General features: G+C 73.8%; 13 protein-coding genes. 4 read left to right on the forward strand and 9 right to left on the reverse strand.

What is annotated here, in order from left to right; translation table 11 throughout:
* Window positions 1–8: 8 nt before the first annotated feature.
* The 6 genes from ABC795_RS17565 to ABC795_RS17590 all read right to left on the reverse strand — a co-directional run bounded on the left by ABC795_RS17565 (window position 9) and on the right by ABC795_RS17590 (window position 7300).
* Window positions 9–1793: an N-acetylglutaminylglutamine amidotransferase gene (locus ABC795_RS17565; protein WP_347058625.1), complete on the reverse strand. Its 1785-nt coding sequence runs from the start codon at window positions 1791–1793 to the stop codon at window positions 9–11.
* 134 nt (window positions 1794–1927) lie between these two features.
* The gene (locus ABC795_RS17570; protein ID WP_347058626.1) at window positions 1928–3451 is read right to left on the reverse strand and encodes a S8 family serine peptidase; all 1524 of its coding nucleotides are present in this window, start codon (window positions 3449–3451) and stop codon (window positions 1928–1930) included.
* 73 nt (window positions 3452–3524) lie between these two features.
* The gene (locus ABC795_RS17575) at window positions 3525–4283 is read right to left on the reverse strand and encodes an ATP-binding cassette domain-containing protein (protein WP_347058628.1); all 759 of its coding nucleotides are present in this window, start codon (window positions 4281–4283) and stop codon (window positions 3525–3527) included.
* Complete coding sequence (locus ABC795_RS17580; RefSeq protein WP_347058630.1) at window positions 4280–5278, reverse strand: iron chelate uptake ABC transporter family permease subunit; 999 nt, start codon at window positions 5276–5278, stop codon at window positions 4280–4282. The genes ABC795_RS17575 and ABC795_RS17580 overlap by 4 nt, the downstream gene beginning before the upstream one ends.
* Window positions 5275–6309: an iron chelate uptake ABC transporter family permease subunit gene (locus tag ABC795_RS17585; protein WP_347058632.1), complete on the reverse strand. Its 1035-nt coding sequence runs from the start codon at window positions 6307–6309 to the stop codon at window positions 5275–5277. The genes ABC795_RS17580 and ABC795_RS17585 overlap by 4 nt, the downstream gene beginning before the upstream one ends.
* 34 nt (window positions 6310–6343) lie before the next feature.
* Window positions 6344–7300 (reverse strand): siderophore ABC transporter substrate-binding protein, encoded by a 957-nt coding sequence (locus tag ABC795_RS17590; RefSeq protein WP_347058634.1) that lies wholly within the window; start codon window positions 7298–7300, stop codon window positions 6344–6346.
* 127 nt (window positions 7301–7427) lie between these two features.
* Here ABC795_RS17590 and ABC795_RS17595 point away from each other — a divergent pair, with 127 nt between their 5' ends.
* The 3 genes from ABC795_RS17595 to ABC795_RS17605 all read left to right on the forward strand — a co-directional run bounded on the left by ABC795_RS17595 (window position 7428) and on the right by ABC795_RS17605 (window position 9316).
* Window positions 7428–8420, forward strand: a complete 993-nt coding sequence (locus ABC795_RS17595) for an aldo/keto reductase (RefSeq protein WP_347058635.1) — start codon at window positions 7428–7430, stop codon at window positions 8418–8420.
* Between the two features lie 91 nt (window positions 8421–8511).
* On the forward strand, window positions 8512–8877 hold the full coding sequence (locus ABC795_RS17600; protein WP_347058637.1) for a hypothetical protein: 366 nt from the start codon (window positions 8512–8514) through the stop codon (window positions 8875–8877).
* A 61-nt stretch (window positions 8878–8938) separates the two neighbouring features.
* A complete protein-coding gene (locus ABC795_RS17605) occupies window positions 8939–9316 on the forward strand; it encodes a hypothetical protein (protein ID WP_347058639.1) in 378 nt (125 codons plus the stop codon).
* 84 nt (window positions 9317–9400) lie between these two features.
* Here the strand turns inward: ABC795_RS17605 and ABC795_RS17610 are convergent, their stop codons facing one another.
* The 3 genes from ABC795_RS17610 to ABC795_RS17620 form a co-directional block, all read right to left on the reverse strand.
* On the reverse strand, window positions 9401–10108 hold the full coding sequence (locus ABC795_RS17610; RefSeq protein WP_347058641.1) for a hypothetical protein: 708 nt from the start codon (window positions 10106–10108) through the stop codon (window positions 9401–9403).
* Window positions 10109–10181: 73 nt separating this feature from the next.
* Entirely contained in the window at window positions 10182–10697 is a 516-nt protein-coding gene (locus ABC795_RS17615) for a flavin reductase family protein (protein ID WP_347058643.1), read from the reverse strand.
* Window positions 10697–11632, reverse strand: a complete 936-nt coding sequence (locus tag ABC795_RS17620; protein ID WP_347058645.1) for a hydroxymethylglutaryl-CoA lyase — start codon at window positions 11630–11632, stop codon at window positions 10697–10699. The genes ABC795_RS17615 and ABC795_RS17620 overlap by 1 nt, the downstream gene beginning before the upstream one ends.
* A 153-nt stretch (window positions 11633–11785) precedes the next feature.
* Here ABC795_RS17620 and ABC795_RS17625 point away from each other — a divergent pair, with 153 nt between their 5' ends.
* A complete protein-coding gene (locus tag ABC795_RS17625) occupies window positions 11786–12685 on the forward strand; it encodes a diguanylate cyclase (RefSeq protein ID WP_347058647.1) in 900 nt (299 codons plus the stop codon).
* Window positions 12686–12711 lie beyond the last annotated feature (26 nt).

A 12711-nucleotide genomic window follows, 5' to 3' on the forward strand; every position in this document is an offset into this window, starting at 1 on the left:
CACCCCCCTCAGACCGCGTGCGTCTGGAGCCACAGCTCGAGCAGGCCCAGCTGCCAGAGCTTGTTCCCGCGCAACGGCGTCAGCTCCCCGTTGGGATCGGCCAGGAGCTCGCGGACGTACTCGGGGCGGAACAGGCCCCGGTCGCGGGCGGCGTCGCTGGACAGTGCGTCCTTCACGAGGTCGAGGACCTTGCCCTGCAGGTGGGTGATCGCCGGCACCGGGAAGTAGCCCTTGGGGCGGTCGATGACCTCCGGCGGGATGATCCGGCGCCCGATCGCCTTGAGCACGCCCTTGCCGCCGTCGGCCAGCTTCAGCTCGGGCGGGCACATCGCCGCCAGCTCCACCAGGTCGTGGTCGAGGAAGGGCACGCGGGCCTCCAGGCCCCAGGCCATGGACATGTTGTCCACCCGCTTGACCGGGTCGTCGACCAGCATGACCTCGCTGTCCAGGCGCAGCGCGGCGTCGACCGCGGTCTCGGCGCCGGCGGCGGACATGTGCGCGCGGACGAAGGACAGGCTCGGGTCCTCGTCGAGGGCGTAGCGGCCGGAGACGACCTGCCGCATCTGCGCGTGGTCCCGGTCGAAGAACGCCCGCGCGTAGGTCTGCACCGCCTCCTCGCGGCCGACGCCGGCCAGCGGCGGGTACCAGTGGTAACCGGCGAACACCTCGTCGGCGCCCTGCCCGGACTGCACGACCCGGATCGACTGGCTGACCCGCTCGCTGAGCAGGTCGAACGCGACGACGTCGTGGCTGACCATCGGCTCGGCCATGGCGCCGATGGCGTGGCCGAGCGAGCCGGCGAGCTCGTCGGAGCCGACCCGGATGCGGTGGTGGTCGGTGGCGAAGCGCTCGGCGATGACGTCGGAGTACTGGAACTCGTCCCCTTCCCGGCCGCCGACGGACTCGAAGCCGATCGAGTAGGTGGCCAGCCCGGTCTGCCCCTCCTGAGCGAGCAGGCCGACGATCAGGCTGGAGTCCAGGCCTCCGGAGAGCAGCACGCCGACCGGGATGTCGGCGACCAGACGGCGGCGGACGGCGACCCGCAGCGCCTCCTCGATGGCGTCCTCCCAGTCGCGGGCGGACCAGGTCGCGTGCTCGGCCCGGCGCTCGTAGCGCGCTTCCCAGTACCGGTGCTCGGTGCTCGTGCCGTCGGCCTCGATCACGCGGACGGTGGCCGGAGGCAGCTTGCGGACGCCGTTGAGGATCGTCCGCGGGGCCGGGACGACGGCGTGCCACGTGAGGTAGTGGTGCAGGGCGACGGAATCCACCGAGGTGTCGACGTCGCCGGCGCGCAGCAGCGCGGGCAGCGTGGAGGCGAAGCGCAGCCGCTTGCCCGGTGTCTCGGAGAGGTAGAGGGGCTTGATGCCCAGCCGGTCGCGCGCCATGACCACGCGGCCGGTGTCCCGCTCGGCGATGACGAAGGCGAACATGCCGTGCAGGTGCGAGACGACGTCGGTGCCCCAGTGGTGGTAGCCCTTGAGGATCACCTCGGTGTCGCTGTGGGAGAAGAAGCGGTAGCCGTGGCCCTCCAGCTCGGCCCGCAGCTCCTGGTAGTCGTAGATGCAGCCGTTGAAGACCGCGGTCAGGCCCAGCTCGTTGTCCACCATCGGCTGAGAGCCGCAGGTGGAGAGGTCGATGACCGAGAGCCGGCGGTGCCCGAAGGCCACCCGCCCGTTGCTCCACGATCCCTGCCCGTCCGGGCCACGGGGGACCAGGGCCTCGACCATGCGGGCGACCGCGGTCGTGTCGGCCGTGGTCCCGTCAAAAGTGATCTCGCCGCAGAGGCCGCACATGCAAGATGATCTAACCCCTTCCGCCCCCGGCCCGCTCGGCGAGGAGCCTCCGGAGGCCCCGGCGTGGCACACCTCACGCCCTGTTCCACGTGGAACGCCGGGGGAACGCCCGGCAGGGGCGCGACGGGCCGGGCTCAGGGCCGGGTGGGGCGCCCCGTGGTGGCCGGGCGGCGACCCTGCGAGCGCTCGGGCGCCCCGGAGAGGGCCTGCGCCGCCGCGACGGCGTCGACCAGGCCGGTGCCCTTGTCGAACGACGTCGGGTACCCGCCGACGGTCTGGTAGGCCGCCCCGTCGGTGTACCGGTGCGCGGTGAGCTTGAGCGCCGCCTCGATCTCCGCCGGGGTGGCCGTGGGGTCGGCCTGGAAGAGCTGGGCGACGATGCCGGCGATGTGCGGCGCCGCCATCGACGTCCCGCTGATCGTGTTGAAGGTGCCGACGTCGAGCAGGCCCGGGCCGTTGCGGACGTCCAGCCCCGTGGCGCAGATCGGCAGGTAGGGGCGGCAGGAGGAGGTGATGTCCTCGCCGGGGGCGGAGAGGTCCGGCCACGTCGAGGGGTCGGCCGCCGCGCCCCGCGAGGAGTACTCGCTGACCACGCCGTCCCGGGTGCCGGTGTCCCGGTCGTAGTAGGAGGCCACCGACAGGATCCCGCCGGTCGGGTCCTGGCCGGGCGGGTTGGTGAGCGAGGCGGAGCCGTCGCCCCCGTCGTTGCCGGCGGCCCACACGGTCACGACGCCCTCGGCCGCCAGCGCGCGCTGCAGCTTGACGGTGGCGGAGTCCGGGTCGAACGCGCCACCACCGGTGGGCCCGTAGCTGTTGTTGGTCACCTTGATCGGCGGGCAGACGTCGGCGGGGACGCCGGCGCCGCAGGGGGCGTGGTGGTTCTCCAGCACCCAGTTCAGCGCGGAGTCGGCGCCCACGACGAGCAGCACCGCGCCGGTGGAGATCGAGACCACGCTCGCGCCGGGGGCGGCGCCCTGGACCTGCCCGCCGTCGGCCAGCGTGGTCGGCCGGCCGGCGACGATGCCGCTCACGTGGGTGCCGTGACCGCCGACCGACAGCGTGTCGGTGTCGACGGGCCCCGGCACCGGGACGACGCAGTCGGTGGTGGTCGCCGCCTCCAGCAGGCAGAGGCTCTCGAGGTTGGCGACGACGGCGCTGCTGCCGTCGCGGTTGCGGAAGTAGGGGTGGGTGGGGTCGATCCCGGAGTCGATCACCGCGACCGACACCCCGCGGCCGTCCAGGGCGCCCCCGTCCGCGCCGGTCGGCGTGGCAGCCGCCTCGGCGCCGCGGGTGGCCACGTGGGAGGTCTCCTGGGCGAACTCGATCGGGGTGTTCCCCTCGAGGTAGGTCACGCCGGGCCGGCTGCGCGCGGCCTCGATCTGGTCGGCGGTGCCCGAGGCGACGGCGACACCGATGCGTTCGTACTCGGTGACCAGGCGCATGCCGGTCGCCTCGACCGCGGCGCGGGCGGCGGCGATGTCCGTGCCGTGGACCATGACCGTCGTCGGGGCAGCCGCGCCGAGCCCGGCGAGCTGGTCGGCCAGGAACTCCTGCACCGGCGCGTGCGGGGGATCGGCGTGGGCGGGCGCGGCGAGGAGGGCGCCGGCGACCACGGCGCCGGACACCACCCCGAGCAGGCGGCGGGACGACGGGTTCACGGTGCTCCTCGGGATTCCGGTGGACGCGACCGGACAACGAGGCCGAGCCGTAGGGGTTACTCCGAGGTCACGGTCAACTCCACGGAACGGCGATCCGTCGGCCGCCGAGCTCGTGGACGTCCACCTCCACGTCGAACACCTTGCGCAGCAGCTCCGGGGTCATCAGCTCGGCGGTCGGGCCCGCGGCGACGAGGTGCCCGTCGCGCATCGCCACGATGCGGTCGGAGTAGGCGGAGGCGACGTTGACGTCGTGGACGACGAGCACCACGGTGCGGCCGAGCTCGTCGGCCATCCCCCGGAGCATCCGCATCATCTGGACCGCGTGCCGCATGTCGAGGTTGTTGAGCGGCTCGTCGAGCAGCACGTAGTCGGTGCCCTGGCACATCACCATCGCGACGTACGCGCGCTGCCGCTGCCCGCCGGAGAGCTGGTCGAGGTGCCGGTCGGCCAGCGGGCCGAGCTCGAACCAGTCGAGCGCCTCGTCGATGCGCGCGCGGTCCTCGGCGGTCAGCCGCCCGCCCGAGTGCGGGAAGCGGCCGAAGGCCACCAGCTCACGGACGGTCAGCCGCACGGTCATCGAGTTCTCCTGGCGCAGCACCGCCAGCCGGCGGGCCAGGACCGGCCCCGGCGTCCGGGCGACGTCCATGCCGTCGACGCGCACCCGTCCGGAGTCCGCCGGCAGCAGCCGGGAGGCGATGGACAGCAGCGTGGACTTGCCCGCGCCGTTCGCCCCGATCAGCGAGGTGATCCCGCCGGCGGGGATGGTCAGCGACACGTCGTCCACCACGCGGGCCCCGCCGTAGGACTTGCAGACGCTCTCGATCTCGATCACTGGCGGGGCTCCCGGACGAGGAGGGCGATGAACACGATCCCGCCCACGAAGTTGATGACAATGCTCAACGCGGAGTTGAAGCCGAACACCTGCTCGAGCACCAGCTGGCCACCCACCAGGGCGAGGACCGCCAGCAGCGCGGCGCCGGGGAGCACCCAGGCGTGCCGGTGCGTGCCCAGCAGCTGGCGAGCGAGGTTGGCCACGAGCAGCCCCAGGAAGGTGACCGGGCCGACGAGTGCGGTGGCGACGGCGACGAGCACCGCAACGGCCAGCAGCGCCAGGTTCACCACCCGCCGGTGCTCGACGCCCAGGCCCAGCGCGGTGTCCCGGCCCAGCGCCACGACGTCGAGGCGGGGGAGCAGGCGGTACACCCCCAGGACCACCGCTCCGACGACGACCGCGGACAGCGCGAGCAGCTGCTGGTCCACGGTGTTGAAGCTGGCGAACAGCAGGTCCTGCAGGGTGAGGAACTCGTTCGGGTCGATGAGCCGGGAGACCAGCAGCGTGAGGCTGCTGAACATCGCGCCCAGCACCACCCCGAGCAGGACCAGCACGTAGACGTCCCGCTCGGTGCGCCCGAAGAGCGTCTTGTAGAGCAGCGCGCCGAAACCGACGAGCGCGACGACCTCGACCGCGAAGCGCAGCCGGGGGTCGGTCGCGGTCACCGCGCCGGCCCCGAGGAAGAAGACGCCCGCGGTCTGGATGAGGACGAACAACCGGTCGAACCCCATGATCTCGGGGGTCAGGATCCGGTTGTTGGTCACCGTCTGGAACAGCACCGTGGAGACCGCGACGGCCACCGCGACGACGGCCATGGCCGCGACCCGGCGGCTGCGCATCATCAGCGCGTAGTCCCACGAGCCGGTCACGCCGACGGTGAGGAAGGCGGCGGTGGCGCCCACCGCCAGCACCGCGAGGACGACCAGGGTCCGCCGCCGGCGGGTGGCCCGCTCCTGGGCGGTCGGGACGGCGGGGCCGGCGAGCGGGCGGGTCACGAGGCACCCTTCGTGCGGGCGCGCAGCAGCAGCGCGATGAACAGGACGCCGCCGATGACCCCGCCGATGGTGCCGACCGGGATCTCGTACGGGGCGCGGATCGTGCGGCCGAGGACGTCGCAGACGAGGACGAACGCCGCGCCGGTCAGCGCGGTCACCGGCAGCACCCGGCGCAGGTTGTCGCCCATCGCCAGGGTGACCAGGTTGGGCACGACCAGGCCGAGGAACGGGATGGAGCCCACGCTGACCACCACGATGGCGGTGACCACGGAGGAGATGACCAGCCCGACGGTGACCACGCGCGTGTAGGCGATCCCGAGGTTGACGGCGAAGCTCTCGCCCATGCCCGCGACGGAGAAGCGGTCGGCGTACAGGTAGGCCACCACGGTCGCGGCCAGCACCAGGTACAGCAGCTCGTAACGCCCGGCCAGCACGCCGGAGAAGTCACCGTTCATCCAGGCGTCGAGCGACTGCAGGAGGTCGAACCGGTAGGCCAGGAACATGGTCGCCGCGAGCACCACGCCGCCGAGCAGGATGCCGACCAGCGGCACCACGATCATGTCGGTCAGCACGATGCGGCGCAGCAGCCAGACGAAGAAGAACGTGCCGACCAGCGCGAACACCGTCGCGATGGCCATCTTGCCGATCAGCGAGGTGCCGCCGAACCACAGCGTCGCCACGACGATGCCGAGCCCGACCCACTCGGTGGTGCCGGCGGTCTGCGGCGAGACGAACCGGTTGCGGGTCAGCGACATCATCACCAGCCCGGCGACGGCCATCGCCGACCCGGCCAGCAGGATCGCCGCGAGCCGGGGCACCCGGCTGACGAGGAACACCCGTACCTGCCCCTCGTCGGGCTCCAGCAGGTCGAGCGGCGACAGGTCGCTGACGCCGATGAACAGCGAGGCCAGGGAGGCGGTGAGCAGGAGCAGCAGCGCTCCCGCCACGTGCCACCGGCGGACACCACGACGGCGCCCCTCCGTCGGCGGGGAGACCGGGGGAGGGGCGGCGTCAACCGTGCTGCGGGTCATGAGGTCATGGGTCCGGAACCGGGAGGGCAGAGGGTCACTCCACCGCGGCGGCGATCTCCTCCACCATGGTCTCGACCGACGGCAGGCCCGTGGGGGCGATGTACCAGACGGCGGAGTCGAGGTAGTGGATCTCGTCGTTCTGCGCAGCGGACGTGGCGGCGACGAGCTCGTTGTCGAGCACCTGCTCGGCCGCGGTACCGGACTCGCCGATGGCGGCGTCCCGGTCCAGCACGAACAGCATGTCGGGGTCCTTCTCCGCGAGGTACTCGAAGGAGACGGCGTCGCCGTGGTCGGCCGCGGTCAGGTTCTCGTCGGCCGCGGAAACGCCGAGCTCGTCGTAGACCATGCCGAAGCGGGTGTCGGGCCCGTAGGCGGAGAGCTCGCCGGCGTTGGTCATCACGAACAGGCCGGTGCCGGCGTCCTGGGCCGCGGCCCTGACCTCCGCGACCCGCTCGTCCAGGGCGGCCAGCCGGTCGGCGACCGCGTCCTCCTCGCCGAACACCTCGGCCAGGGTGGTCACCCGCTCCTCGAAGGACTCCAGGAAGTTGCCGTTGTCAACCGTGAGGTCGATCGTGGGCGCGATCTCGGCCAGCTGCGGGTACGCCGCCGCGGAGCGGCCGCCCACGATGATGAGGTCGGGCTCGAGGGCGTTGACCGCCTCGTAGTCCGGCTCGAACAGGGAGCCGACCTTGGTGTGGTCGTCGCCGGCGTACTCCTCCAGCGACTCGGGGTAGGCCGCCTCCGGGACGCCGGCGACGTCGACCCCGAGGCTGTCGAGAGTGGACAGCGCTCCGACGTCGAAGACCACGACCGTCTCCGGGTCGACCGGGACGGTGCTCTCGCCCTGGGCGTGGGAGACGGTGACCTCCGCGGCCCCGGCGGCCGGGTCGCCGGCTGGGGCGGCGTCGGCGGAGTCACCGCAGGCCGACAGCGCCAGGACCACGGACAGGGGGAGGGCGAGGGCCGCGAGAGGCCGGGCGGCGGTGCGCATGGAACTCCGATCGCTACGGGAAGGCATGCCTTACTAAGGCAGGCCTAACCTGCCACACCCGTCGTCCACGATCCACAGCGGGGGTGCCCGGACGGTTGGCGGGACCTCAGCCGGGCAGGAGGTCGGCATGCGAACGCGAGAGCTGGCCGGCCTGTCCGTCTCCGCCCAGGGGCTGGGCTGCATGGGGATGAGCGAGTTCTACGGGGAGCGCGACGAGGCGGAAGCGGTCCGCACCATCCACCGGGCGCTGGACCTGGGGGTGACCTTCCTCGACACGGCCGACATGTACGGCCCGTTCACCAACGAGCTGCTGGTCGGTCGCGCGGTCGCCGGCCGGCGGGACGAGGTGGTGCTGGCGACCAAGTTCGGCAACGAGCGCGCCGAGGACGGCTCCCGCCTGGGCATCAACGGCCGGCCGGAGTACGTCCACCGCGCCTGCGACGCCTCGCTGCGTCGCCTCGGCGTGGAGGTCATCGACCTCTACTACCAGCACCGGGTGGACACCTCGGTGCCGATCGAGGACACCTGGGGTGCGCTGTCGGAGCTGGTGCGGGCGGGCAAGATCCGCCACGCGGGCATCTCCGAGGCCGCACCGGAGACCATCCGGCGGGCGCACGCGGTCCAGCCGGTCACGGCCGTGCAGACCGAGTACTCGCTGTGGGCCCGGGACCCGGAGCGGGACGGCGTGCTCGCGACGTGCGCCGAGCTCGGCATCGGATTCGTCGCGTACTCGCCGCTCGGCCGGGGCTTCCTCTCCGGCCGGATAAGCAGCACCGACGAGCTCGCACCCGACGACTTCCGCCGGACCGACCCGCGCTTCCGCGGCGAGGCGTTGGCGCACAACATGCGGCTGGTGGACCGGGTCGCCGAGCTGGCGCGCGAGCGCGACGTGACGGCGGGGCAGCTCGCGCTCGCCTGGGTCATGGCCCGCAGCGGCCGGGACGGTGCACCGGCCGTCGTCCCCATCCCCGGCACCAAGCGGGTGCGCTACCTGGAGGAGAACGTCGCGGCCGCCGACCTGGAGCTGACCGACGAGGACCTGCGCCGCCTGGACGAGGTGGCGCCTCCCGGCGCCACCGCCGGGGACCGCTACGCGGACATGTCGACCGTGCACCGCTGAGGGCCGACCCGCGCCCCCCGCGTCGATCGGCGGGAGGGCGGCGGGAGGATGGGTGGGTGCCGGCTCCCGTTGTCCGCCGCGGAGGGGTCCGGTGACGCTGCCGCTCGTCGTCGCCGTCACCGTCGTCGCGGCCCTCGTCGTCGTCCTCGGCCTCGGCTCCACGGCCGCGCGCCGGAGGATCGGCGTCCTGCACCTGGCCGGCGCGGGCCTGCTCCTGGCGCTGCTGCTGGTCCAGGCCGTGCTGGCCGGTGCGGCCATGGCCGGGGGCGACGCCCCCGCCGACACCCCCTCGTTCCTGGGCTACCTGGTCGGCGTGCTGCTCATCCCGGTCGCCGGTGTGCTGTGGGCCCGGGCGGAGCCGACCCGCTGGGCCGGCACGGTGCTCGCGGTGGCAGCGGCCGCCGTGGGTGTCATGGTGTGGCGGCTGCTGCAACTCTGGGAGGCCACCGGTGCGTGACCGGGGTCTCGGGCGGCCGGCGGAACCGGCCGCTCCGGGCGGCACCGCCGGACCAGCGCGCGTGCTGGTGCTGGTCTACGGCATCTTCGCCCTTGCGGCGGGGGCCCGGGCCGGGGTGCAACTGGCCACCCGTTTCGACGAGGCGCCCGTGGCCTATCTCCTCTCGGCCCTGGCGGCCGTGGTGTACGTGGTGGCCACGGTCGGGCTGGCCCGCGGTGGGCGCGGTGGCCGGCGGGCGGCGCTGGCCGCGATCGTGGTCGAGCTGGTCGGCGTCCTGGTGGTGGGCACCCTGTCGCTGGCCGATCCCGCGGCCTTCCCCGACGAGACGGTGTGGTCCGGCTACGGCCGGGGCTACGGCTACGTACCGCTCCTGCTGCCGGTGCTGGGGCTGGCCCTGCTGGCGCGGTCCCGGCGGAGCCGGGGTGCGGTGCCCGACTAGTCCGGCCCTCCTGCGGGACCCCCGCTCCGGCCGACGCGGCTCCTGCGACCGACCCGCGAGCGGGTGGGTCGGGCTACCGAGGGCTCAGAAGTCCCCACCGCCGAAGTCCCCACCGCCGAAGCCCCCACCGCCGAAGCCCCCACCCCCGAAGTCGCCCCCGCCGTAGTCGCCACCGGGGTCGCCCCAGCCTTCTGCGCCGTCCTCGTAGCCCGCGGCGTAGGCCTCCTCGTCGCCGCCGCCGAAAAGCCCGCCGTCGCCCAGGCCGGTGTCGAACAGCGCGTCGGCGACCGCGGTCCCCACGACGAGGCCGCCGATGGTGCCGAGCATGCTGCCGCCGATCATCCCGCCGATGCCGGGGCCGCCGTACCCGTAGCCGCCGCCGTAGCCACGACGCCCGTGCCCGCCTCCGGCGGCGCCGAAGGTGCGCTCCATGAAGCCCGGCTGCCGCAGCTCGGCCCGGGTCGCGGCTCGGGCCAGCGTCCGCGGATCATCGCCGGCCGGCCGCTCGCCGGCCGGGACGGCGTCGCTCAGCTGGGCCAGCACCTCCCGGCGCTGCTCGGGGGTGAGCTGGGCGAACGCCTCCGCGTGCGCCTGCTCGATCTGGTCCGGCGGTGCGGTGCGGAGGAGGTAGCGGTAGCGCTCGATCGCCTGCTGGTCGGCCGACCCCGGCGCGGTCGGCCGGGCGGGGCGGTCGTCGTAGGCGTACCACCCGCCGTCGCGCCGGCCGTACTGCCGGCTGTCGCCGTGGTCGTCGCGCCGTCTGCGACCGAACAGCCGGTCGAGCAGTCCCATCGGGTCCCTCCTCCGTCCGGGGCGTGCGCATCCGCTCCGGACGGTGCCCGGGAACCGGTCCCGGGAACCGCGGTCAGTCCCCGCGGTCGCGCAGCAGCCCATAGGCGCCGCGGTGGAAGAGCAGGGGACGGCGGTCGGGCGCGGCCCCCAGGTCGAGCACCCGGGCCACGACGATCGTGTGGTCGCCGCCGTCGTACTCCGCCCACAGCTCGCCGTCGATCCAGGCCACCACGTCGTCGAGCACGGGTGAGCCGTGGGCGCTCGCCCGCCAGGGCACGCCCGCGAACTTGTCGGCGCCGGACCGGGCGAAGTTCTGCGAGACGGCGTCCTGCCCCTCGGCCAGCACGTTGACGCAGAACCGCCCGATCTCCCGCAGGCGCGTCCAGGTGCGGGAGGTGCGCGCCGGGGCGAAGGCGACCAGCGGAGGGTCGAGGGAGAGGGAGCTGAAGGACTGGCAGGTGAACCCGATCGGCCCGTCCGGGGTGTCCGCCGTGACTACGGTCACCCCGGAGGCGAAGTGGCCCAGTACGTCGCGCAGCACCCGGGGGTCGACGATCCGCGGCGGCTCGGGCACCGCGTCGGCCGGCATCAGCGGTCCCCGGCGGCGCGCGGGACCGACCGGCCACCGGCGCGGTGCAGCGAGCTGGGGAGCTCGTGCCCGACGGCCTGCTCGGTGATCCGGGCCGCCGTCAGCAGCCGGTCGAGGTCCACACCGGTGCGGACCCCGGACTCCTCCAGCATGTAGACCAGCTCCTCGGTCGCGATGTTGCCGCTGGCGCCCGGGGCGAACGGGCAGCCCCCCAGACCACCGACCGACGCGTCGAGCTGGGTGACGCCCGCTTGCACAGCGACCAGCGCGTTGGCCTGACCGGTGCCCCGGGTGTCGTGGAAGTGCACCCCCACGGCGATGCCCGGGCAGGCCCGCCGGACGGCGTCGAGCAGGGTGACCACGCGCAGCGGCGTGGTCGTCCCGATGGTGTCACCGAGGCAGAGCTGGTCGGCGCCGGCGGTGACGGCGGCGCGCGCGACGTCGACCGTGCGGACCACCGGCGTGCGGCCCTCGAACGGGCAGTCCCAGGCGGTCGCGATGATCACCTCGAGGGAGCCGCCGGCGCCGTGGGCGAGCCCGGCGATCTCGCCCACCGCGGCCAGGGCCTCGGCGGTGCTCCGCCCGGCGTTGGCCCGGCTGTGCCCGTCGGAAGCGGAGACGACGTACTCCAGGTCGGCGATGCCGGCGTCGACGGCGCGGACGGCGCCGCGCGGGTTGGCCACCAGCGCCGACCAGTGCACCTCGGGCCACCGGCCCAGCTCGGCGGCGACCTGGTCGGCGTCGGCCAGCGCGGGCACCGCCTTCGGCGACACGAACGACGTCACCTCGATCCGCCGGACGCCGGTGGCCACCAGCGCCTCCAGCATCTCCAGCTTGGCCTCCAGCGGCACGGGGGCCTCCAGCTGGAGCCCGTCGCGCATGCCCACCTCGCGGACGTCGACGGCGGTGGGCAGCACCAGGTCGAACTCGTTCATCTGCGTCTCCTCGGTGCGGCAGCGGGTACATCCGCATCCTGCCCCGTCCGCCCGGCGTTCCCCCGATCAGGCGGTCCGGCTCGACGGCGGCCGGTCCGGGGAGCAGTCCGACGGCCCCGTCCCGCAAGATGGGCGCAGCACGGGAGGTGTGGAGTGAGCGAGGTGGCCGGCACGCTGCCCCCGGCGGATCGGCGGAGCGTCTTCGCCAACGCGCCGATGGGGATCGCGTTGACGACCCCTGACGGCCTGCTCGTCGACGTCAACCCCGCGCTGTCGGGAATGGTCGGCCGAGGGCCGGACGAGCTGCACGGGCGCTCGATGATGGAGTTCGTGCACCCCGACGCGGTCACCGCCGCGCAGGAGGCGCACGCCACGCTCATCGCCCACCCCGACCGGCCGATGCGGCACGAGACCCGGCTGACGCGGGCGGACGGGTCCGACGTGCCGGTGCAGATCACCGCCTCGTGGGTCCCCGAGACCGACGGGCAGGCGGCGCACCTGGTGCTCATCGTCGAGGACATCACCGAGCGCAAGGCGCTCGAGGCGCAGCTGGTGCACCGCTCGCTGCACGACCCGCTCACCGGGCTGCCCAACCGGCTGCTGTTCCGCGACCGGCTGCGGCACGCCCTCGACCGCGGGCACCGGGAGAACACCCCGACCTGCGTGCTCATCATCGACCTGGACGGCTTCAAGGCGATCAACGACGAGCTGGGTCACCCGATGGGCGACCAGGTGCTCGTGTCCTTCGCCGAGCGGCTGCGGTCGGTGCTGCGGGCCAGCGACACCGCGGCCCGGCTGGGTGGCGACGAGTTCAGCATCGTCTGCGAGAACACCGAGCCGGCGGACGCCGAGGCGCTGGCCGACCGGCTGCGCACCACGGTCACCGAGCCGCTGGACCTCGACGGCATCCGGGTCCCGGTGGGCATCAGCATCGGCATCGGCACCGCGCTGGGCGGCGAGGAGCCCGGGGCGGTCGACGAGCGGGTGGTGCGGGCCGCCGACGACGACATGTACGCCGACAAGGCCCGCCGCCGGTCAGCCCCCCGCCGCTGACCCGGAAGTCCTCCCCCAGCCCTGCG

Origin of the sequence: Blastococcus sp. HT6-30, assembly GCF_039729015.1 — a bacterium.
In the GTDB taxonomy this organism is placed as follows: Bacteria; Actinomycetota; Actinomycetes; order Mycobacteriales; family Geodermatophilaceae; genus Blastococcus.

Coding starts and splice junctions, on each gene's coding strand:
- ABC795_RS17565 (WP_347058625.1), bottom strand. CDS start 1,793: ATGTGCGGCCTCTGCGGCGAGATCACTTTTGACGGGACCACGGCCGAC.
- ABC795_RS17585 (WP_347058632.1), bottom strand. CDS start 6,309: ATGACCCGCAGCACGGTTGACGCCGCCCCTCCCCCGGTCTCCCCGCCG.
- ABC795_RS17615 (WP_347058643.1), bottom strand. CDS start 10,697: ATGCCGGCCGACGCGGTGCCCGAGCCGCCGCGGATCGTCGACCCCCGG.
- ABC795_RS17620 (WP_347058645.1), bottom strand. CDS start 11,632: ATGAACGAGTTCGACCTGGTGCTGCCCACCGCCGTCGACGTCCGCGAG.
- ABC795_RS17610 (WP_347058641.1), bottom strand. CDS start 10,108: ATGGGACTGCTCGACCGGCTGTTCGGTCGCAGACGGCGCGACGACCAC.
- ABC795_RS17590 (WP_347058634.1), bottom strand. CDS start 7,300: ATGCGCACCGCCGCCCGGCCTCTCGCGGCCCTCGCCCTCCCCCTGTCC.
- ABC795_RS17595 (WP_347058635.1), top strand. CDS start 7,428: ATGCGAACGCGAGAGCTGGCCGGCCTGTCCGTCTCCGCCCAGGGGCTG.